Raw genomic sequence first — 22251 nt, forward strand, 5'->3', positions numbered from 1 at the left:
CTCCTGATTTCATCATTTCTCCGGCGCATCACAGCCGGAAAAACGCAGTCCCTGCGGACTGCGGCAGTCCGCTTCCCGGATTCTTTTCAAATCCGGGAAGCCTGCCTGATCGTTGAAATGTCAATAATCACGCCAACATTCGATCGTCAAGATTGAACGTCAGCCGACTCACGAAGATTATTTTAAAGCCCTCGCCCGACATTGCGGTATGGCAAATCTCAATTCGTAAGCGAAACGAGCGTTGCCGCTCGTCTTTTAGTATTTCATTGTCTATCCATTAAATACCGTTTCTTCCGTGAATGAAAGAAACAATTCCTGAAAAGCTGGACAGCTGCCCAGTTCCAGATCGGAGATCGTCACGAACAGCGCGGGATAAGCCGCTGCCCAGCCCCGGCTTTCCTGCCGGACTTCCTGAGCGTGATGACCTGCACACAACATCAGAAAATTCAGTTCAATCCGCCGGGCTCCGCTTTGATTCCATTTTTCCAGCAGCTCGCCTAAGCTTGGATCGCCATGCAGCAGCGCGATCGACAGATCATCGCGGCCCGCCGCTCTCAGCTGTGTCTGCAGCACGGCATAAGCCGAATTCGCTCCCTGCGCGCAGCCATGTCCCAACAAAACCCGGGTCACCCCTGGCTCGGCGGGAAACAGTGCGTCCAGCGTCTGAGCGCAAGCCTGACTTCTTGAGGGTAACAGCGGCGGAATCAGGATCAGCTGATCAAAATCAGCCCGTCGTTGTTCCGCCTCACTCTGCAGCTTATCCCACTCCGCGCCTTCCGCTAACAACAGACTGTTCACTGCCACGCGCCGGCAGCCTTGTTCTGCAAGCTGGCTCAGCGCCTCGCCGACTAACGGCAGCGGTTTTCCCTGTGCTGCCAGATGCGCCTGAATCCGCGGACTGGTCAGTGCCAGCGCGTTAGGAAGCGGGGGAAATTGCTGAACCGCGGACTGATGCACAGCGGCGAAGCAGCGCTCAAACCGCTGCGGATCGGCGGTTCCAAACGCCGCGCTTACCCAACCGTCAAGCATGACCAAACTAGCACTTCGCTCCGCCGACAACCGTCTTCTTCAGGATGCTGTCCTTGTCGATCGAGCCGTTGAGCAGCTTGTCTTCCACATAATCGAAGCCCAAGCGCGCGATCGTATCGGCAAAGCGTTCGCCGGTAATCCCTTCATCGCGATAGAACAGGATCGCCCGTTCGACTAACGCCAGCACTTCTTCCTCGCTCGTGAAGATCCGCGACAGCGGTTTGCCTTCCGCGACCTTCTTGCCCCAGCGGCCGCCGATGTAAACTTTATAGCCGTAGGTGCTTTCTTCAATCGCCTTGAACGGACACTTGGATACGCATCGTCCGCAATGATTGCACAGGTCGGCGTCGATCTGAAGCTTGCCGTCGACCATCTTCGCCGCCCCGATCGGACAGGTTTTCTCAATCTGACAAACCTGACAGCCGCGGCACTTCGCCATGTTGATCTCCGGGATCCGCTGCCCAACGATGCCTAAATCGTTCAGATTCGGCTTGACGCAGTTGTTCGGACAGCCGCCGACTGCCAGCTTAAACTTATGCGGCAGCACGACATCATGATAGCCGATATAAAACAGATCGTGTAATTTCTGACTTAACTGGAACGTGTCGATCAGACCATACTGACAGGTTGTGCCCTTGCAGGAAACGACCGGACGAACCTTCGATCCCGTGCCGCCGGTTTCCAGCCCGGCATCGTTTAAGAACGTCATCAGCGCGTCCAGATTCGCGTAAGGAACACCCTGGACTTCTAACGTCAGGCGCGTCGTCATCGTGACTTCGCCGGTTCCAAACAGTTCAGCCGCTTCGGCGATCTTGCGCTGTTCCTCACTGGTGATCTTGCCGTTGCGGGTGATCACGCGGACGTTGAAGCGATCCGGATAACGCTTATCCTGTAAACAGCCCAAGCCCTTGACGCGCTTGATTTCATCCGGCGGAATCGCCGCCCCAGCAAACTGCACCTTCACTTCATTCATCGTGACGCCGCCTTCCAGGACGACCGTCTGGGTATAGCCGAAGTGACGCAGCCGGTTCTGAAGCAGATACGCGCGGCGGCCGCGGTTGCAGACCAACAACAGTTTGGCATCGCGGTCAAGACCTTCAATCGGACCGTTGACCTGAGCCAGATCCACCCATTTTGCGCCGGCGATCGTCGGCTTCGGCAGCACGTCGACAACCTGATAGTCCTTTGCGGCTCCATTGGCATAGTCCGCCGGCGTCATCGACATCATCGCACCGGACAGCTTATTTTCCAAGACCAGGCAAGCCTGGACAAACGGATGTATCGCGGTGGAGAACGGCGGTGCGTAGGAATAGTCCAGACTGTTGAACGCTTCCAGCGTCATGCCCGCGGCAATGCCCGTTACGGCGATGTCGATCATTTTATCGACGCCGCTGCCCAGCACCTGGATGCCCAGAAGCTGATGCGTCGAACGATCGGCGATCAATTTTGTCATAAAGAAGGAAGAACCTGGATAATAGTGTGCTTTATCATCGCTGGCGCAGACCACCGTGACCGGTTCATAGCCAGCTTCCCGGGCCTGCGCTTCCGTCAGGCCGGTGCGGCCGGCGTTAAAGCCTTCGCCCAAGCGCACGACGCCGGTGCCCAGACAGCCGCCATATGCCGTTTCCGTTCCAGTCATCGTGCAGGCTAAAGCCCGCGCGGTAATGTTGGCCGTCGATCCCATCGCCGACCACTGAGGCTGACGGGTCTGTTGGTTCCTTACCAGCGCGCAGTCGCCGGCGGCATAGACGTCAGGAATGTTGGTACGCATCATTTCATCAACGACAATCGCGCCCTTTTCCATCGCCAGACCGCTGCCGCCCAGGAACGTCGTCGCCGGACGGATGCCGATCGCCAGCACGACCAGATCCGCGCCGATCCGGGTGCCGTTAGCCAGCACGCCGTCCGCCCGTTCCGTACCGGTGATCTCGCTTAACGGTGTTCCGGTCAGAACCCGGATGCCATTCTGGCGCAGACGCCGGCGGGCATATCCCGCCATTTCCGGATCGAAAATCTTCGGCAGTATCTGATCCGCCGCGTCGATCACGGTGACCGCCAGACCCTGAGCCTGTAAATTCTCCGCAATTTCCAAGCCGATGAAGCCCGCGCCCACCACGACGGCGCTGCGGCAATGCCGGTCCTGAACGTAAGACCGCAAAGCGATCGCGTCATCCGGCGTCCGCATCGTAAAGACACCCGGCAGCCGGATGCCTTCCACCTGCGGAACAAACGGCGTCGCACCGGTCGCGATGACCAGCTTGTCATAGCTTTCCAGCCACGTCTGTCCCTGGCACAGCGCCGTGACGGTTTTCGCCTGGAAATTGACGCTTGTCACTTCACAGCGGGTCACGACCTCCACGCCCGTCAGTCCCGTATATTTTTCCGGGGTATTGACGATCAATTCCTCCCGGCTTTCAATCATCCCTCCGACATAATACGGAAGACCGCATCCAGCGTAGGAAATATCCGCGCTCTGCGTCAGAATTTTTACCTCCGCGCTGCGGTTTTGACGTTTGATCTTGGCCGCCGCTTTGGTCCCGGCCGCGACGCCGCCGATCACTAATACTTTCATACCCAGCTCCTCCTTATCAGACTGTGATTTTGTACAATCATTGAACAGTCTCTCACGTTGTAAAATTATAGCACAGGGTCTATAATAAAAGAAAATTGTTAATACTTATCTGTTGATTCGTTTTTCTTATGAGGTGAACCCATGATTGATTATCGAATCCCAACCTTTTTAGCGCTTTATGAACTGATGAATTACCGCCGCACTGCCGAACAGCTGAAACTCAGCCAGCCTGCCGTCACTCAGCAGATTCATGCGCTGGAACGGGAATATGGCTGCCGGCTGTTCACTTATGACGGAAGCCGTCTGTACCGCACCCCGGAAGCGGAAAAGCTGGCGCAGTATGCCCGCGCCGCCGTGTATAACGACCAGCGGATGCGCCAGGAACTGTCCGCTCCCAAAATTCTGACGCTCCGCCTCGGCGCAACCAAAACGATCGGCGAATTCATCATCGGCGAAGATCTCTGCCGCTTCCTCAAGCGGCCTGACCGCACCTTGGAAATCGTGGTGGAAAACACACGCGAGCTGCTTCACCGTCTGGATCAGGAGGAGTTGGACTTCGCGTTGGTGGAGGGCAGCTTCGATAAAAGCCGTTACGGCTACCGGCGCTTTCAATCTGCTCCGTTTGTCGGGCTGTGTCATCGCGATCATCCCTTTGCGGGCAGAAAAGTCACCGGTGAAGCCCTGGCCGATCAAAGCGTCATCCTGCGTGAAGCGGGATCCGGAACACGCGCGATCTTTGAGAAATCACTGCAGGAGAGCGGGTATTCACTGGATAAAATCGGACGGATCATCTGCGTCAACAATTTCGCCCTGATCGTGCGGATGGTGAGTGAAAACCTCGGCGTTTCCTTCGCCTATTCCGCCGTCGCCGCAGGTCATCCCGAGCTGACGACCTTCTCGCTGGAAGGCTTGAGCGAACAGCGGGAGTTTAATTTCGTGTATTTAAACGGGACGCACGCCGATCAGCTGATCGACGAGATCTTCCCGAATTCTTCTTGCCAACAGAGTGATTATGAAAGAGGTGGGTTATGAATTATCGGAAAATGAGCGAAGCCGACGCCCGGCTGATCGAACAGTGGCGCTATCCCGGCGAATACGCAATCTATGATGAACCACGGTTCTCAGAAATTCCCGCCAGTCAGCGCGAGCATTTCATCAGTTTCTTTGAACAGGATCAGCTGATCGGCTTTGTTAATTTATTGGAGGAAGAAACGGAGGTTTTTTTTGGTATCGGCGTTCATCCGCAGGTTTGTTCCCGCGGCGTCGGCACGGCGATCACCCGGGAAGCGATTGCGATTGCCAAACAGCGCTGGCCGCACAAGCCTTTGTATCTGGAAGTCAGGACGTGGAATCAGCGGGCTGTGGCTTGTTATGAAAGGGCAGGTTTTGTGATTACCAAAAAAGTCCAGCTGACGACTCAGTTGGGACCTGGGCTTTTTTATCACATGGAAACCAACCGGCCTGTTGAATCGGTCAGGGATACTGCCGCTAAATCATCGAAGTGATGAATCCTCAGCGCCCGCCAATCGGTTCATAAGTACTTTTACATGATTCCCATTACGAAAATAGCCGGGCAGCAGATCACAGGTCAACCGGCTGGACTATACATTGGATAAAATCATTCTCTTCGATTTAATTATCGTCAATTAGATCACTTTATAATAGAGCTTCATTCTAAACAGATTATAGAAAAGAATATCGAAGGACAATTCGTAAATTATCAGTTATAAAAGAAATAATTCACTTCATTTTTTATCAGATAGAACTGATAAAATAATACACCCCTTAGATATTTCAGGGTATAATTTAAAAATATTTCATTGCCGATTATGGAATTCGCGAAGCAATCTATGACGGAAATCTTAAAGATATCAATTTAATTCTGGAGAATATTGTTTGTATGGAATTGCTGCGCCGGGTTATACTGTGACCGTAGGCCGAGCCGCAGAAAAAGAAGTCGATTTTATCTGTGATAAAAAAGGTTCAAGATTGTATATTCAAGTTACATATCGTTTGGCTTCTGAGGAAACAATCCAACGTAAATTCAGCGTCTATGATTTGATCCGTGATCACTATTCAAAATACATAGTTTCCATGGATGAATTGAATTTGAGCAGGAACAGCATCAAGCACCAGAATATTCGTGACTTTCTCTTAACCGAAAATTGGGAATAAGAATTCAATTTCATCAAGGATTTACACTCTCGGCTTTCAAAGCAATACTGTCTGTTAATGTTCATTGTTGAAAGTGATACTTGTTTTCTGTCAGTCTTGTCACATCCTTTTTAATTTTTAATATTCATCCTCAAGTAAAAAATCCGCCAAATGCACAATTTTAACACCGTTGATATTTCCGGCAGCCAGTTCGTCCAGCGTTACCACATATTTTGGGTAGTGGTCTTTAATTTCAAGGAGATTGGCAACCTCCCGATCAGATTCCTCCGGCAGTCTGCGGCACACCTGAACGTAAATCCGTTCATCACGACGCACCGCTACGAAATCGATCTCTCTTGTTTCATTTTTGCCAATATAAACATCATAGCCTTTTCGCCGTAGTTCAAAGTAAACGATGTTTTCGAGCATGGCTGCAATAGACTTGGGGTTAAAGCCGATGATGCAGAATTGGAGAGAAGAATCGGCAAGATAAAACTTCTCCTGCGTTTTCAGTACAGATTTTCCTTGTAAATCGTATCTCTGGCAGCGATAAATTACAAAAGCCTTTTCCAGCCAATTCGGATAGTTGTAAACTGCTTCAACAGACAGGAAACGCCCCTCGCTTTTCAGAAACTTCACGATTGCATTCGCAGAAAAGGTTTTTCCTACATTTTCAACAATAAAGCGAACAACACGGTTGAACAAATCAAAATTCGCTATATTGTGCCGTTTTGTAATATCGCTTGTTATGACAGAGTTGTAAATGCCCTCTACGATCTGATAAGCAGCACGCTCGTCAAAGCTGCCGAGTGCAACAATGGGGAAACCACCCAACCGGATATATTCATTCAAAAGTTCTCTCGTTGAAAGACCGCTTTGTTTTTTAAACTCCAAGTACTCTGCAAAAGACAAGGTATAAACCGGAATAGAAATATATCGCCCTGTCAGATAGGTTGAAATTTCGCTGGACATCAATTTTGAATTGGAGCCGGTTACATAAATATCGGTGTCGGTATTTTCAAGCAGACTGTTCACCGCTTTTTCCCAACCGTCGATTTCCTGCACTTCATCAAGAAAAAGGTAATATCGTCCACCGCTATTCATCTGCGCCTTGATGCCTTCATACATATTTTTATCCGTCATACCGTCGTCAAAATCCTCCGAGGTATAACACATACTGATAATATGATCTGCGGCAACGCCGTTGTTCTGCAGGTCATCCCGCAGCATTTCTAAAATAGTGGATTTTCCGCAGCGTCGGATGCCGGCCAGTATTTTTACAAGCGGTACATCACGGTAGGTTTTCAGCAGTTCCATATACTGTGATCTTATAATCATCATATCGCCCCCCTGTTTATCACAAATAGTATAGCCAAAAAAACTACGCTTCAGTAAATAGTTTTTACCGAAAAACCATAAAAACTTTGGAATATTCTATGCTTTTTCGTTTTAAAATAAATTTATTTTCATTGAAAAACGGCACAGGTGATCTTCGTGTGTTGTCATCCTAGAGATACGTTTTTGTGTATGGGTTGGATTTGACGCTTACCTTAGATGTGTTGATTACCCATTTCCGAGTAAGAGCCTTTGAAGTCTCTTTCAGCTTTTTCTTTGCATTTTCTTTTTATTTATTTTGATTCTTTTCGCTCTTTTTTCACTCATTTTTCCTGATGTTCAAAAGTATATCAATCCTTTTAAGCATGAAAAAGCCACCATGATCATTACTGAAAACTCAGTGTATCAGGTGGTTTCATTAAAAATATAAGCTACATTCTAGTCTTGTAGCATAAAACCTTGAGAGAATGATGCTCAATCCCGCTGAGCTACGGTTGCGTTAGCGAAAAACCACGCCCTCATGCTTACGCTTGTTATTCCTCGCCATAGGTCCGGCCGGGAAGCATCGTTTTCATCGGTACGTTATCGGTTGTTTCAATCAGCTTTTTCAACAGCCAATCCTTCATCTTTGCGATTTCCGCGCTGTAACGCTTGTCGTCGACGACGTTCTTTTCCTCAAACGGATCCTGACTTAAATCATAAAATTCATCTTTTTCAAACAGCCGATAGACATATTTATAGCGCGGGCCGCGAACCATGAACGCCTTTGTGTGCTCCGGCATTCGGGTCTGCGCTTCCAGACGCGGCCAGTAAATTGACTCCCGGCCGGTGTAGCCCTCCATCGCCTGTTTTTCACCTTTGATTCGACCACCTTCACTTAAGACGTATTCATGCAGCTCAACATCATCCTGAAACAAAGAGGTCAGCGATTTTCCAAACTGCGTATAGTCCAGCTCATAGCCCATCAGCTCCGCAACCGTCTGCGGCATATCGTTCAACTCCACCATTGCAGAACAAGTCCGTGCCTGATACGGGGTACCCTTGGCGGGACGGATCATGCATGGAATATGCACAAGACAATCCTCAAACGTATTCTGAGTTTTCTCCACCAGCCCATAATCCCCCGTGAAATCGCCATGATCCGCAAACGCGATCACATGCGTATCATCGTAATAGCCTTCCGCTTTCAGCGCGCCGATCACGCGGCCGAGCTGATGATCCAGCTTCGCGACCATTCCGTAGTATGTTGCCCGGATTTCCCGGAAATCCGCGTCAGTCAAAGACGTCAGATTCTGATTCTTCCGGATCCGATAAAGCAGGCTCGGCTTATCCTTCAGCTCTTCAATATTCCGTGTTTTACGTTGGATTTGACCACGGTCAACCTGCGAAAACCACGGCTGTTCCACTTCATAGGGCGGATGCGGCAGATTCAGCGAAACATACAGGCAGAACGGCTCTTTCAGCTCCTTGTTCCGGATCATCTCCAGCGTCCGCTCGATTACCAGATCATCCTGCGTTTTCGCCGCTTCCGCCTGTGTCATCTCGCCGAAATAAAAGGAATAATAATGCGGATTCTCCGCAATCTCGGCAGGCGAAACAGTTTGGCCGATGCGATGAATCGCATTCGTGCTCATTTCATAACCGATATATTCAAGATCGCAGGTCGCCCGCATTTCCGCTTCGTCCTGACGGTTGAAATAATGCGATTTCCCCATCAAATACACATGATAACCATTCTTTTTCAAGGATTTCAAAAGGCTCGGGTCGTCCTTCTCCAGAAAGTAATGAATCGTCCGATGACCGTTGGTGTGCGGATACCAGCCGGTATTAAAGCTGCAGCGGCTGGGAACGCAGATCGGCGACTGACAAAACGCATTTTCGAACAGAATCCCTTCCTTGGCCAGCGCGTCGTAATTCGGCGTCGTCAGCTCGGTATTGCCCAGACAGCTCAGACTGTCCGCCCGCAGCTGGTCCGCAATAAAAAACAAACAATTTTTTCTTTTTTCCATAGTGTCCTTTCCTGTACCGGGCTTGATTGAAGAATCAATCTAAATCTTCGCCCCGGGAAGCGAGCACTTTTTTCAGCCAGGTATAGGAATCCTTCGGAATCCGCCGGCCGCTTCCCTTTCCCTCGTCGTCGATATCCGTGTAAATAAAACCATACCGCTTACTCATCTCGCTGGACGAGCAGCTGACGATGTCCAGCGGAGCCCAGAAATAATACCCCCGCAGATCCACGCCGTCCGCCAGCGCTTCCTTCATCTGCCGGATGTGCTCACGGTAAAACGCAGGCCGATAGTCGTCATGAATATGACCGTCCTCCGTTATTTGATCGAACAATCCGATCCCGTTTTCCGTGATATAAATCGGGCATTGATAGCGGTCGTAAAACAAATTCAGAAACGTGCGCAGGCCCAGCGGATCCACCGACCAGCCCCATGGGTTAGCGGGAAGCTCCGGATTGCGGAACACTTCGTTGCCCTGTTCAAAATGGGCCTGATCGCACAACCGGGTGTAATAATAGGAAAAGCTGAAAAAGTCGCAGTGATGACGCAATTTCTCCTCTTCCGCCGGCGAGATACGAATCTTCCAGCCATTGTCTTTAAAATAGCGCAGCGCATAGCCGGGAATTTTTCCGCGCAGCAGCACGTCGCCGTAGAAGTATTCCATCTGGTTATGCCGCACCGTCGCCAGCACATCCTCTGGCCGGCACGTTGCCGGGTAGGCCGGACCACCGCATAACATCATCCCGATTTCGTTATCCGGATAATGCTTATGGGCATATTCGGTAATCCCCGCACAGGCGATCATCTCGTTGACGACGCCCTGCATTTTCGCTTCCGCCAGATTGTCCACCTGATCGCTGGCAATGCCGAGATGATTAAACGATTCGTGCGTGATCAGATTGATCTGATTCACCAGAATCCATTTTTTGACCTTATCATGATACCGGTCGAGCAGCACTTTCCCGTATTTCTCGAAAAAGCCGATCGTCTCTTTTGAATACCAGCCGCGGTAGTTCAGCGTCAGAGCCAGCGGCATCTCGTAATGCGACATCGTGATCATCGGCTCCATCCCATTCGCCAGAATTTCGTCAATCAGGCGGTCGTAAAACTCCAGCCCTTTTTCATTCGGCTCGGCGTCATCGCCCTGCGGAAAAATCCGCGCCCAGTTGATCGACGTCCGAAACGACGTCAGCCCCAGTCCGTCCTTTCCCAGAAGTTTCAGGTCTTCTTTGTAAGTATGATAAAAGTCGATTCCGCGGCGTTTCGGGAAATTCCGTCCTTCCGCATGGACCGCGTTCTGAATGACTGCGGTCGTGATTTCAGCGTTGCTGCGTTTCTCCAATGGAATGTCTTTTTGATATTCGTTAATATCTGCGACGCACAGACCTTTTCCATCCTCAAACGCCGCCCCCTCCATCTGATTCGCCGCAAATCCGCCGCCCCACAGGAAATCCTTGCCGAATTGCATTTCACTCATCTTCGTTTTCTCCTTTCTCACTAAAGCAGCGAGATCAGTTCTTCACACAGCACATGAATCGTATCGGCGGACATCATGAGATCCTCGGCATGCGTTAAAATCATCTTGACCTGCACGGTTTCGCCTGCGGCTTCCTGCTGGATCAGCTGCATGTGGACTTTCTCCGCCTGAATCAGATGTCGACTGCCTTCCGCCAACAGCTCCCGCGCTTTCGACTTATCCGCGTCCTTCGCATGCCTCAAGGCTTCGACAAAGGAAGAGCGGGCTTCCCCGGCAAACGTAATGATCTGAAAGCAGATTTCTTCAAATTGTTCCTGATTCATGCGACACCCATCGCTTTCTTCGCGTCTTCCAGCACTTTCTTGCCGTCGATTTTGCCATAGGCAAGCATATCAATCAGCACGACCGGAATTCCCGGGAACTCTTTAACCAGGGCATCATAGCTGAATCGCAGCTGCGGTCCGACCATCAAGATATCAATACTGCCCCGTTTTTCCCGCACATAGGCGTTGCCGACCGCTTCGATCGTGCATTCAAAGCCTTGTTCCTGTGCGGCGGTTTTCATGCGTTTGACCATCAGACTTGTAGACATTCCGCTTGCGCAGACCAGCAAAATATGTTTCATCGTTTTCCTCCCATTTTCAGGCGTCCCTGCCAAACTGGAAAGGCGCTTTTATTCCGCGCCTTTTCCGCACTTTAATTTTTTGTTTCCAGTGTTCCCTGTTCCTTCAGCAGCTGCTTGTCGTACAGCTTAACAAACGGCAGATACAGAAGCACGTCGAGGACGATCAGTAAGATCCAGACGACCGCGGCTTTCCAGTCCAGCGTCGCCAATGCCAGCTGAATCGGAGACGGAAGAACCCACGGTACGTTGATGAACATCTTCCCGATGATATTCGTGCTCATTAAGAAATAGAAAATCGTCGTGTTGATCATCGGAACAAAGATAAACGGAATAAACAGATAGCTGTTCAGAACGATCGGATAACCGTAAACGATCGGTTCGCTGATATTGAAAATCGTTCCTGCGCCGCCCAAGCGCGTAATCGCTTTTAAATGATCGGATTTGGCGACGATCAGCGCGGCGATCACCAGGGCCAGGGCAGCGCCGCTGCCGCCGGTATTCATGATCGCGTTGTTCGGTGAATAACAGAAGATATGCGTCATCGACTGGCCGGCCGCATACGCCTCGGCATTCTCAGCCAGATTCATTAACAGCACGGAACTCATGACGGAATTGACGATATTTCCGCCATTAACGCCGATCACCCAGAGCGCGTTGAGCAGGAAGACATAGATCAACATCGCCGGCAGCGTGTCGGAGGCGCTCAATAACGGCTTGAAGACGTTCAGGATGAAATCCGGAATGATCACGCCGGTCGCTTTCAGGCACAAAACGTTAAGCAAATAGAAGACGATGACGTTGATGACCAGCGGTATCAGCTGTTCAAACGGCGCCGAGACATTCGGAGGTACCGAATCCGGCAGCGTGATTTTGATATTTTTCTCAAACAGGACATGCGTGATAAAGACCGACAGGCAGGACACAAACATCGCGAAGAACAATCCCCGTCCGCCTAAGAAGCCCATTGAAATACCGCCGTCGAAGGTGCAGCCGATCATGAAGAACAAGACGGCCGACGTCATGCACGAAGTCATTTTGTCCAGCTTGTAAGAATCGGCCAGATTGTAAGTGATCGCAAGCAGGCAGTAGACGGAAAGCATATTCATTGTCACATTGTTGACCAGTGCCGCAAATGTTCCCAAACTTCCCTGCGCCAGACTTTGCCACAAAGCAAGCACGCCGTAGAAGAAATTCCCTTCCCCAAGAATTGCCGGATCCGGAGCTGCCGTAATTAAAGTCGCCAGTCCGCCGACAATCGTGACCGGAATGGAAATCGTAATGCCCCGGACAATCGCAGATGTAAAATTATTGTTTTGAATGAACGCAGAGAATTTACCCAGTGGCTTTTCCAAAATCCCCATTATTTTCTGCATAATACCATGTGTAGAGTAAATCTACATCCTCCTTTCATAACAGGAACCGAGCTCATGTGTCATCTATTTGCAAATATTTTCCACATCTTCATTCTTACATGATTTGAGAAATTTATCAATAATAAAATGAAAAATTTCTTAAAACTGTTTTTTTCCCAGTTTCTTCCTCATTCTTTATGCTATAATATGAAATATGAATATCATTGATCGCATTGAAGCGGCAAAGCCGAATTTCACTAAAAGTGATGAACTGATTTACAACTGTATCAAGGAAGACTACTGGATTATCATCCGCGAAGCTTCCACTATCGTCGATTTAGCGGAGAAATGTCATGTCTCCAAATCGGCCATTTTGCGTTTCGCCAAGAAATTAGGTTATTCCGGCTATTCTGAATTCAAATATGACTTTTCGCTCGTCGGTCACAGCAGCGTGCCTGAGGAAGTCCATGAAAGTAAATTTGATTACATCCTGGACTCCTATACGCTGGCGATTCAAAATATCCGCCAGTATCTGAAAGAAAAAGATTTTATCACCTTGGCAAAAAAAATACTCAGCGCCAGGAAAATCCGGCTGTGCGGCTATAACCGTTCCGGTTTTACGGCAATGCAGTTTAAATACCGGCTGATCAACATCGACATTGAATCCGAGGTCATCACCGATACGCTGATGCTCCACTCGCTGGCTTCCTCCTCCGCCGAGAATGAAATCTTCTTTTTCTTCACGGTCCGAGGCGTCAGCTCCACTCCGCTGAACACGTATATCCAGACCTGTCATGACACAAAGAAAACGGTCGTAGTGGTCACGATGAATCCCAACACGATCTATAAAAAATACGCGACCCATTTCATCCTGCTGCCCAACATCAAGGTCAAGGGTGTCTTTCTGGACGAACAGGCCATCTTTCATATCTTTATCGAGATCCTGGTTTCCTACATCAGCGAACGGCTTTTAATTGAAGAAAACAAAGATCCCGAACAGGTGAAATGACCACGCAGAAAAAAGCCAATTCGTTTGGCTTACGTTTAGCCAGCCGCTTGTGTTCGATCGTTAACGACAGTCCGTCCGCCTCGGTCGAGGTTGTGCTGGCCGAATATCTTTTACAGCATTATAATACGCTGGGGACATTGAATATTTATCAGTTCGCTGAAGATTGCCATGTTCCCCGCAGCAGTATCCATCGTTTCTGCGGCAAGCTGGGTTACGCGAATTTCAGCGAACTCAAGCTTTCCTGCCGCCATGAACAAGATTCCTATCAGTATTTCACCGCCCTTTCTGAAAAAAGTGATTTCCGCGATCATCTGTGCGAAGAGATGATTCAGATGGTGCGCGATATGAAGGGCAGGATCAGCGAACCGTTGTTAAGCCGTCTGGCAGCGCAGATTCACGACGCCCGCACCGTCTATCTTCTGGCTTCCTATTCTTCCATTTCCGCGCTGAAGGATTTTCAGCGTCCGATGATTCTATGCGGCAAGCTGGTCCGCGTCGTCGCTTCGCCGGACGATCATGACCGATTGAAAAAAGCCTCGGCTGATGATCTCATTCTCGTCGTTTCCGCAATGGGAAAATTCGCTGAAGCTTATCATGATTTTATCCAGCCGCTGTCCGGCAAAAAAATTTTAATCACTGCCTCGCATCAGCCGGAAATCCAGACGCCTTATGATCAAGTCATCCTGATCAGCTCTATGGATTGCCATCACATCAAAACGGCGTATGCCAAGTATGGCGTCAGTTATTTCTTCGATAGTCTTTACAGCGTTTATTATCGTAACTATGGAATCGTTGCGGAATAAATTCGTCAAACAGCCGTCTGATCGCACGACGGCTGTTTTTCGAATGGGGATTATAGCTTATGCTAAATCGCGGCCGTTGGTCGCGATTACCTTTTTATACCAGGCAAAGGAATCTTTCTTATAACGCCGATAAGTACCCTGACCAAAATCGTCCGCATCGACATAGATGAATCCATATCGCTTTGACATCTGAATGTCGCTCATGCTGACAAGGTCGATGCAGCCCCAGGTCGTATAGCCCATCAGCTCGACGCCATCGTCGATTGCCGCCTTCATCGCTTCGATATGTTCGCGCAGATAATTGATCCGGTAGTCGTCATGGACTGCGCCGTCCTCCTTCAGCTGATCAAACGCGCCCAGACCATTCTCCGTAACAAAGCATGGCAAATGATACCGGTCATACAATTCATTTAAAGCAATCCTCAGGCCCATCGGGTCGATTGTCCATCCCCAGTCCGATGCCTGCAAATATGGATTTTTCTGCTGCTTGACAAAATTCTCGAACGGTTCCGTCTTACCCGGTTCACTGGTCACAACATTGGTGAAATAATAACTGAACGAGATGAAATCGACCGTGCCCTCTTTCAAGATGGCTTCATAATTATCGACAGGATCAATTTTAATATTTTGTTCTTCATAATATTTTTTTATGAAATACGGATACTCGCCAAAAACCATCACGTCGTTAAAAAACAGATTGAACTGGTCGCTTTTCTGAGTTAAGAATACGTCTTCCGGCTTGCAGGTCAGCGGATAGGTTTGCGAGCGCTGCGTCATGTTGCCGATCAAAATGCCCGGCGCTGTGTCATGCGCGTATTTCACGGTTAAAGCGCTGGCGATGAACTGATGATGCAGCGCCTGATGAATACAGGATAACCGATCCCGCTTACTTTTCTCAACAAACATGCCGCCGCCCAAATACGGACTCCAGCAGATCATATTGATCTCGTTGAACGTCAGCCAGTATTTGACTTCCTGCTTATATTCGTCGATCAAAAACTTTGTATAGGTTAAAAAATAGTCGATCACAACCTGATCTTCCCAGCCGTTGACCGTTTCAGTCAGCGCGGCTGGCATGTCGTAGTGGATCATCGTGACCAGCGGTTCAATGTGATATTTATGGCATTCTCTGAAAACCTGATGGTAGAATTCAACGCCTTCCTTCAACGGTTCTTTTTCCGTTCCCGTTGGAAACAGGCGCGACCAGGCTATCGACATCCGGAATGTCTTAAACCCCATCTCACCGAACAAACGGATATCTTCCTTGAAATGATGATAAAAATCGTTGCCGCGGCGGAAGGCCAGATTCCTCTGGCAAGCCTGCGCTTTATTTTCCAGATATTCTTCTTCCGTGATTTGCATCAGACTGCGTCCGTTTCTTTCCGCTAATGGAATATGCTTGAGATAATCAAGATGGGACGGGCCTCTGCCGCCTTCGTCAAAACCGCCCTCCAGCTGGGCTGCGGACGTTGCGCCGCCCCATAAAAAACCGTTTGGAAATTCCTTTTTCATTCGCTGCTTGAGCCTCCTTTTGTTGGCTTTATCTTAGCATTCACAGCTTGAAAAATGGGTACCAAACGACGCTACCCATTTCAGGGCGGCAACGCTTCCCCGCGGCTTGGAATTACAAATTGGATTATTGAAAGATAAAAACGACGTTCCCGGTTGAGATCTCATGAAGAATTCCATTGGTGTCAAGACGATTGCCCTAGGTTTTTTTTGAGTTCTTTTTTGTTGTCTCTTCTGCGCCCCAGCGCTTTTCAGTTTCATCTGACAAGGGCTGTTTTCAATAAGCTTCAGGCAACCTTAGAATATATTGCATATAAAAAACCGGAAATCCTGACAAGACTTCCGGTCGTTCTTGATTGGTGTTCCCGAGGCGATTCGAACGCCCGACACCCGCCTTAGGAGTAGACCCGATACGATGAAACCAAGTGCAACACAGTGCAAGAAAATCCTTGGAAATACAAGGTTTTTCACTGTTTCAAATCCTATCTGGTATTACGCTTCATAAGCATTTTCATAGGGATTTTACACCGTCCAATTGGCTCGAAATTAGCAAGGCTTTCGATTTTCGGTGGACGTTGCAAGTGCAAGCAAATTCCTCTATGTAACTTCTCGTGATACGAAATGATAGGAAATCCTATTCATTCTCGTGCGGAGGCGCTGATGTCTTTAGACACCATCTTAGGTCAGTTTACAAGGAACTACACGCAGACCACGAAACGGGGGCTGCTGACAACAAATAAAGGCTGAATATCAAGCACCGGGGAAGTGCGAGATATTCAGCCTGTTTTGTTGTTCGGGGTTTCCAAAGGGGCACCCTTTGGCACACGACTTTGCTTGCAAAGTGTAGTGTGTTATACGCTCTGTCGGCGTTGCTGCGAAAATGAGGTTGCCAACTGGGAGGGCAAGGGCATTTGAAGCAGCAGGAAAGCAAGGCTGTGATTGTGTGGCGTGGAACCGCAAACACAGGGTTGGTTTTATCAGCAGACAGGGCGTATATGAAAACTCTCGTTTCTCGTTCAACGCTGGACTTGTAGACACACTTCCACAAAAATTATGATTTATTTTCGGTTCAGAATGGTTTCCACCGTTTGCTGTGGCGTTTGATTGGAATTATCCAGCCAAAAACCAATTTTAGGGGGTGTCTGCATAAATGTATTGTATAACGCCTCAACTGTAAAACCGGTATATCCTGTTTTTCCTCGGTGCAGCTCTCTTTCTTTGATTACTTCCACATTCGGGCAAAGGACAATCACTTCTACCGGATAATCTTGCAGATAAGACAACATTCGGTTTAATTCATCGCCATAGTAGTTATCTTGAATAACCACTGAAAAGCCATCTTCAAAATAAGACTTTGCTACATCAGCAGTCAGTTTGTAACGAAGATGTAGCTGGCGAATGGCTTCTTCCGATGGGCTATCTGACATATCCTCTCTCCCGGAAACAATCATTTTTCGGAATACATCACCACGAAGATGGACACATTTCTCTAACGATTCTGCCAGCAATTCAGAAACGGTAGATTTTCCAGAAGCCATTAACCCTGTAATCAGGTACATTTTTTGATTCATTTGATTTTCCCCCTTTCCGTTTTAATCTCAAAATCGCTGCAAGAACCAATTAGAGTATGCTTTCCAAATAGCAGAGCAAATCTTCTTTCACAAGCGGTTCACAGTGACTAAGAATACAATACTTGCAATCTGTTGATTGAATCATACACATCAAAGATTTTAACTTGTCCTTGTCCATATATCCATCATTAAAGAAATCCTCACTGGTAGAATCCCCTAAAAAAAGAACTTTTTCTTCCGGTACATAAACACAAACAGTATCTTCTGAATGCGGCGAAACCGTATGAAAAATCTGAGCAGTGATGCCACCTAAGTCCAAGGTTAACTTATCGGAAAAAGATACATCAGACAGCACAATGGTCAGTTTATCCTGTCCGTAATATTCTTTCCTAAAATGAACATCTTCTTTTTTCAGGATTTCGATATAGCTGGGGTCCACTGCCTGTTTCTGCTGGTCTTTGAGAAACCCGTTTGTCCTGTCGTGGGCAATACTGATTCCATTGATGGCGTGCATCCCAAAGGTGTGGTCATAATGCCAGTGTGTGATAACCGTAAAATCCGGCTTGTTAAAATGTTCCACTTCAATTGCCCTGTAAAAATCCTGAACATGAGAAGCCGAATATCCGGCGTCGACTGCCAGAGAGAATTTATCTCCTTTGAGATAGGCTAACATTGGTCTGTCCACTTCGGGATCATGTTCTAAAAAATAGATTCGGTTGGTTAATTGATTCAATCCCATTTTTTGTCCCACCTTTCGGGCAATAAGTCTTTTAATGTAACTTCTCTGCCGTTATCAATGGCAACAATCGCATTTTCGTTTTCTATGTCTAACTGTGAAATCAATTCTCTGCATCTCCCACAAGGCGGCAGGATGCTGCCATCTTCATAGACAGCTACAATTTTTTTGATTTTCGTTTCCCCGTTCTTCAACATCTCAGCAATAGCTGCCTGTTCTGCACACATACCAATAGAACAGGGCACATCAATACATATGCCTGTATAAACAGCACCGCTTACCGTTTCCAAAGCACAAGCCACATGGCCCGCCTCCCCATTTTTCTTTAATTTAATGGGATTGATTGTATCTGTGGCAATATCATATAAATCTTTCATCATTACCTCTTTATTTGTGGCTTATTATGTTGTAAGTTAGTCTGTTTAATATATCATTTCAAAATAGATTTTTCAACCAGCATTATTAAGAATTTCAAAGGTTTTTTCAGACTCAATGATTCTATGTAATTTAGACCCGCCGAAGCAGGTCTTTTTTTATTTCAGCATAATCTCTCTATCCTCAGCGCCGAGCATATAAGCACCCTTGGCAAAAGCATCCCTTGCCAGAAGCTCTGCTACATCAACCCTATCGAACAGCATCCATATTTCTTTCTCTTTCGGAGTCAGTTCATGGCTATGGTCAAACAAATGCTCAAGTCCCAATCCTTCAAGCAATGCCGACTTTGCTGCTTTGTATTCCTCAGCTCTGCCAACATATTCGTCGTTCCTTTCCTTGGAAAATGCCTCGATATTGTCAGCTCTCAGATGCTCGTAATACTCGTCCATAAAGATTCTATCCATACTCGTTGACCTCCATAACAAAAAAATAAGGGCAGACCCTTTTACAGCTATTGTAGCTATGTAAAAGGATCTGCCCTTGCAGTTACTATAATGTTTTTGCCAGCGACTTCAGGAGTGCTGCCATTTCCGGATTTTGCAGAAGCTTCAGAAGAAGTTCTTTATCATCAGCGGAGCTTTCCGTTGCGGCTGGTTGAACCGGCTCAGGTGTTGCCTGTCTGCCTGAGTAGAACGCAGCTTCCATTCTTTCAGCGTTCAGTCTGCGGTCATCGTCGATGATATGGGAGTAAACATCCGCTACCATCTTGACCTGTGCATGACCGGAATCGCCTTGAACGGATTTCATATCGCCGCCGTTCAACTTCAGCTTGTAAGTGATACTGGAATGTCGGAGACTATGGAAAACCACTTTCGGCAGTCCCTTCTCCTCAATCAGCTTATTGAAAGCACGGTTGATAACCTGCCCCTCAATCGGCTTGCCATTGGAAGAACAGAAAACCAGATTGAAGTCTACGAACTCGTCACCGAAAAGGTCTTTCAGTTCTTCGATGTCAGCCTTTCGCTGTACCAACATTTCCGCTACGGTTTTCGGTAAGAACACCTTGCGGACACTTGTTTTGGTCTTAGGAGTTTTGAGAACCAATGCGGTATGCGTACTGGCGAAGGTCGGCGGGAACTTGAACATGATGTCCTTACCGTCCAGATCTGCCATCGCTTCACGATTTACTCTCTGCAACTCCTTTTCAACGAAGATGCTTGCCTGACCAAGTTCAATACTGGTAGGGGAAATGTCAATACAGTCCCAGGTAAGCCCCAGAAGCTCGCCCATTCGCAGGGAACAGGAGAAGGCAAGGTTAATAGCCAGACGAAGAATATCATCGTCACAGGCTTCCAGAGCCTTCTGGAGCACTTCTGCTGTCCAGATGTCCCTGGTCTTGCGTTCTTCTTTCGGCAGCGTAGCGTGCTCCACAGGGTTTCTGGTCATCAATTCCCACTTGACCGCCTGATTGAAAGCATTTCGCAATGTCTTGTGAACCTCTCGGACAGTATGCGGAGTCAGATATTCTGTACGGGCTTTTACATACTTAGAAGAAACCGCTTTGACAGAAAGCAAATCTCTGTAATACTTGTCCATGATTCTCGGCGTGACATCCTCCAGCTTCATATCACCAATGAGGGGACGAATATAGTTTGCAATCAGGCTCTTTCTGCTTTCATAGGTAGACATCGCCCAGCTGTTCACACCATAGATTGACATATACTCATCCAAAAGATCGTTGACGGTTTTAGCAGAAGGGGGAATAAAGGTTCCGGACTCCTGCTCATATTCAACCTGCAACTTCCTTTTCTTTGCTTCAGCATTCGTTTCAAAGGTTTCCCACTTCTGACGCTTGTTGCCGTTCTCATCGGTGTATGTATAAACCACAGAATACTTCTTTTTTCTCTTAACGATAGATGCCATGTAATCAGCTCCTTTCCTGTCTATCTTCCGCTAACTGGTAGCGAGCCTGATTCTGATACCATTTTTCAAAGCTCTCTTTGGTAGCTCGCTTATATCTGCCAACCTTGATAAGCTCAAAATCTCCATTGGCAACGATATAGTAAATGGTCTGACGATGTACCCCAAGCATTCTTGCCATTTCCGGCAGACCGTAGGTGGATGCCATAATATCTGCATCCAGTTCCTGATCCTCTACCGTGCGGTAATCGGTTTGAGAAGCATACCATCTTTCAAAGCTCTCCTTGGTCACTCTGCGCTTGCCCAGGACATCGACCACATCAAAATGCCCTTTAGCAACCAGCTCGTAAGCAGTCGCTTCTTTCAGCCCAAGGCGCTGTCCAAGCTCCTCCATTGAATATGTAGTTTTCTTCAGTTCCTCTCCGGGAGGGGTTCCATCGACCTTCTGATATTTGAACTGATTGGCATACCATTCTTCAAAGCTGTCGATCATCACCCTCATGGTGTTGCCGACAAGAATGGTTTTGAAGTAATTCTTCTTAATGAGCCAGTATGACTCCGTTTTACCAAGACCGAGCATCCTGCCCATTTCCGGGACAGACATACTCGTGCGTTTTCTCATTTCCGCCATCGTACAACCTCCTATGTAAAAAATGTAGCCATGTGTTTCTTGTCATGGCTACATTTTATCGAACTCTCAATATGTTTTGAAGTTTGTCGCCGGGTTGTACGACACCCTTGACAAATCTTACATTTGATGATCCAACCACTCATCAAAACTCTTTTTGGAGATTCTGATGCTGCCGCCAATGCGGACACTATGAAAAACCTTCTTTTTCACAAGGTTGTATGCACTGGTTCTGCTGATGCCCAGAATATCCTGAATCTCATCAACCGTATAGGTTCTCTTATCAAACTGAACTGCGTTAGCAGCCATCGCTTCTTCGGTGCGCTGATTCATGGCAGCGATTCTTTCTTCAAACATTTATGTTCACTCCTTCGTTTTCTTTGCTTTATGTTTTGTGGAACGCTTTTTCAGCTGCTCCATTGCCAGGCTGACGGATAAGGCTTTCTCAATCGCTACCATTTCACGGGGCGTTACCTTACCTAAGTAATTATCAATCCTGCTCTTATCAATGGTGCGAATCTGTTCCAGCTGAACAACGGACGCTTCTTTGAATGCAGGATTGTCGTAAATAACAAAGTGCGTCGGCATATTCGCTTTCTTATGGATTCTGGTGGTGACCGTTGCCACAATCAATGTGGGAGCGTGTTTATTACCGGTATCGTTCTGAATGACGATAACCGGACGGATGCCGCCTTGTTCCGACCCAACTACCGGGTCCAGATTGGCGCAATAAATATCACCACGGCAATATACCCAATTTTCTTTCATCATTTGCCATGACCTCCTTTCGTTGGGTATGTAATAACTGACTGCCCGAAAGGAATCAGGCAGTCAGTCCAAAAGTCTATGTGTCCCATATTTGCCACGCACCCCTGGGAGTGAGGGCTTACGCCCTCAGGGAATCACCGAACGACTGATTGCGAATCAGTTCCATAGGAATCTAACCTCTGCCGGGTTCTCCGCCAGCTCCGTAGAGAAGTATCTTTAATCCTGTTGCTTTCATGGCCGTATTGGGAGCAACCCAATATTTACAAGCCAGTATTGATCGCTGGCATCGGGAGAGAGACAACTGCTTTAATTTATAGAAGAAAGTCGTTCTGTTTCTCTGTCCGATACATCACGGCGTACCGCTGATGTGGCTGATGCTCTC

22 protein-coding genes are annotated in these 22251 nt (G+C 48.0%); 5 read left to right on the forward strand and 17 right to left on the reverse strand.

The genetic code is table 11. The features are described 5' to 3' along the window. Positions 1 to 270 precede the first annotated feature (270 nt). Both I2D94_RS03270 and I2D94_RS03275 read right to left on the reverse strand, forming a co-directional pair. Positions 271 to 1029 carry a sirohydrochlorin cobaltochelatase gene (locus I2D94_RS03270; protein ID WP_195395596.1) on the reverse strand — a complete coding sequence of 253 codons (759 nt, stop codon included), beginning with the start codon at positions 1027 to 1029 and terminating at the stop codon, positions 271 to 273. A gap of 7 nt (positions 1030 to 1036) precedes the next feature. Continuing rightward, positions 1037 to 3601, reverse strand: coding sequence for an FAD-dependent oxidoreductase (locus tag I2D94_RS03275; protein WP_195395597.1), 2565 nt, complete (start codon positions 3599 to 3601; stop codon positions 1037 to 1039). 141 nt (positions 3602 to 3742) lie between these two features. Here I2D94_RS03275 and I2D94_RS03280 point away from each other — a divergent pair, with 141 nt between their 5' ends. The 3 genes from I2D94_RS03280 to I2D94_RS03290 all read left to right on the forward strand — a co-directional run bounded on the left by I2D94_RS03280 (position 3743) and on the right by I2D94_RS03290 (position 5776). Further along, a complete protein-coding gene (locus I2D94_RS03280) occupies positions 3743 to 4633 on the forward strand; it encodes a LysR family transcriptional regulator (RefSeq protein WP_195395598.1) in 891 nt (296 codons plus the stop codon). Next, entirely contained in the window at positions 4630 to 5106 is a 477-nt protein-coding gene (locus tag I2D94_RS03285) for a GNAT family N-acetyltransferase (RefSeq protein ID WP_195395599.1), read from the forward strand. The genes I2D94_RS03280 and I2D94_RS03285 overlap by 4 nt, the downstream gene beginning before the upstream one ends. 391 nt (positions 5107 to 5497) lie before the next feature. After that, positions 5498 to 5776 (forward strand): ATP-binding protein, encoded by a 279-nt coding sequence (locus I2D94_RS03290; RefSeq protein ID WP_195395600.1) that lies wholly within the window; start codon positions 5498 to 5500, stop codon positions 5774 to 5776. 117 nt (positions 5777 to 5893) lie between these two features. Here the strand turns inward: I2D94_RS03290 and I2D94_RS03295 are convergent, their stop codons facing one another. The 6 genes from I2D94_RS03295 to I2D94_RS03320 all read right to left on the reverse strand — a co-directional run bounded on the left by I2D94_RS03295 (position 5894) and on the right by I2D94_RS03320 (position 12571). Then, positions 5894 to 7096 (reverse strand): ATP-binding protein, encoded by a 1203-nt coding sequence (locus I2D94_RS03295; RefSeq protein WP_229056737.1) that lies wholly within the window; start codon positions 7094 to 7096, stop codon positions 5894 to 5896. Between the two features lie 527 nt (positions 7097 to 7623). After that, positions 7624 to 9099, reverse strand: coding sequence for a sulfatase-like hydrolase/transferase (locus I2D94_RS03300; protein WP_195395601.1), 1476 nt, complete (start codon positions 9097 to 9099; stop codon positions 7624 to 7626). 34 nt (positions 9100 to 9133) lie between these two features. After that, positions 9134 to 10573, reverse strand: coding sequence for a glycoside hydrolase family 1 protein (locus I2D94_RS03305; RefSeq protein WP_195395602.1), 1440 nt, complete (start codon positions 10571 to 10573; stop codon positions 9134 to 9136). A 20-nt stretch (positions 10574 to 10593) separates the two neighbouring features. Beyond that, positions 10594 to 10896 (reverse strand): PTS lactose/cellobiose transporter subunit IIA, encoded by a 303-nt coding sequence (locus tag I2D94_RS03310; protein ID WP_195395603.1) that lies wholly within the window; start codon positions 10894 to 10896, stop codon positions 10594 to 10596. Continuing rightward, positions 10893 to 11198 (reverse strand): PTS sugar transporter subunit IIB, encoded by a 306-nt coding sequence (locus tag I2D94_RS03315; RefSeq protein WP_195395604.1) that lies wholly within the window; start codon positions 11196 to 11198, stop codon positions 10893 to 10895. The genes I2D94_RS03310 and I2D94_RS03315 overlap by 4 nt, the downstream gene beginning before the upstream one ends. Before the next feature lie 71 nt (positions 11199 to 11269). Further along, positions 11270 to 12571, reverse strand: coding sequence for a PTS sugar transporter subunit IIC (locus I2D94_RS03320; RefSeq protein ID WP_195395605.1), 1302 nt, complete (start codon positions 12569 to 12571; stop codon positions 11270 to 11272). Between the two features lie 193 nt (positions 12572 to 12764). Here I2D94_RS03320 and I2D94_RS03325 point away from each other — a divergent pair, with 193 nt between their 5' ends. Beyond that, positions 12765 to 13559 (forward strand): MurR/RpiR family transcriptional regulator, encoded by a 795-nt coding sequence (locus I2D94_RS03325; RefSeq protein ID WP_072683748.1) that lies wholly within the window; start codon positions 12765 to 12767, stop codon positions 13557 to 13559. Continuing rightward, positions 13556 to 14362, forward strand: a complete 807-nt coding sequence (locus tag I2D94_RS03330; RefSeq protein ID WP_195395606.1) for a MurR/RpiR family transcriptional regulator — start codon at positions 13556 to 13558, stop codon at positions 14360 to 14362. The genes I2D94_RS03325 and I2D94_RS03330 overlap by 4 nt, the downstream gene beginning before the upstream one ends. Positions 14363 to 14419: 57 nt before the next feature. On the opposite strand, the gene I2D94_RS03335 is transcribed toward I2D94_RS03330, so the two are convergent. The 9 genes from I2D94_RS03335 to I2D94_RS03375 all read right to left on the reverse strand — a co-directional run bounded on the left by I2D94_RS03335 (position 14420) and on the right by I2D94_RS03375 (position 21872). Further along, on the reverse strand, positions 14420 to 15874 hold the full coding sequence (locus I2D94_RS03335; protein WP_195395607.1) for a glycoside hydrolase family 1 protein: 1455 nt from the start codon (positions 15872 to 15874) through the stop codon (positions 14420 to 14422). A gap of 1055 nt (positions 15875 to 16929) precedes the next feature. After that, the gene (locus tag I2D94_RS03340) at positions 16930 to 17442 is read right to left on the reverse strand and encodes an AAA family ATPase (RefSeq protein WP_195395608.1); all 513 of its coding nucleotides are present in this window, start codon (positions 17440 to 17442) and stop codon (positions 16930 to 16932) included. 49 nt (positions 17443 to 17491) lie between these two features. Then, on the reverse strand, positions 17492 to 18181 hold the full coding sequence (locus I2D94_RS03345; RefSeq protein ID WP_135978103.1) for an MBL fold metallo-hydrolase: 690 nt from the start codon (positions 18179 to 18181) through the stop codon (positions 17492 to 17494). Beyond that, positions 18172 to 18558, reverse strand: coding sequence for a cytidine deaminase (locus tag I2D94_RS03350; RefSeq protein WP_229056738.1), 387 nt, complete (start codon positions 18556 to 18558; stop codon positions 18172 to 18174). Before I2D94_RS03350 ends, I2D94_RS03345 begins: the two co-directional genes overlap by 10 nt. A 153-nt stretch (positions 18559 to 18711) precedes the next feature. Continuing rightward, positions 18712 to 19017 carry a hypothetical protein gene (locus I2D94_RS03355; RefSeq protein WP_002304425.1) on the reverse strand — a complete coding sequence of 102 codons (306 nt, stop codon included), beginning with the start codon at positions 19015 to 19017 and terminating at the stop codon, positions 18712 to 18714. An 85-nt stretch (positions 19018 to 19102) separates the two neighbouring features. Beyond that, a complete protein-coding gene (gene xerC / locus I2D94_RS03360; protein ID WP_195395609.1) occupies positions 19103 to 20476 on the reverse strand; it encodes a tyrosine recombinase XerC in 1374 nt (457 codons plus the stop codon). Positions 20477 to 20480: 4 nt separating this feature from the next. Continuing rightward, positions 20481 to 21104 (reverse strand): helix-turn-helix domain-containing protein, encoded by a 624-nt coding sequence (locus I2D94_RS03365; protein ID WP_195395610.1) that lies wholly within the window; start codon positions 21102 to 21104, stop codon positions 20481 to 20483. 117 nt (positions 21105 to 21221) lie between these two features. Further along, the gene (locus tag I2D94_RS03370; protein WP_002304418.1) at positions 21222 to 21458 is read right to left on the reverse strand and encodes a helix-turn-helix domain-containing protein; all 237 of its coding nucleotides are present in this window, start codon (positions 21456 to 21458) and stop codon (positions 21222 to 21224) included. Between the two features lie 6 nt (positions 21459 to 21464). Beyond that, on the reverse strand, positions 21465 to 21872 hold the full coding sequence (locus tag I2D94_RS03375) for a type II toxin-antitoxin system PemK/MazF family toxin (RefSeq protein ID WP_110437431.1): 408 nt from the start codon (positions 21870 to 21872) through the stop codon (positions 21465 to 21467). Positions 21873 to 22251 lie beyond the last annotated feature (379 nt).

The organism is Holdemania sp. 1001302B_160321_E10 (assembly GCF_015552275.1).
Lineage (GTDB): Bacteria > Bacillota_I > Bacilli_A > Erysipelotrichales > Erysipelotrichaceae > Holdemania.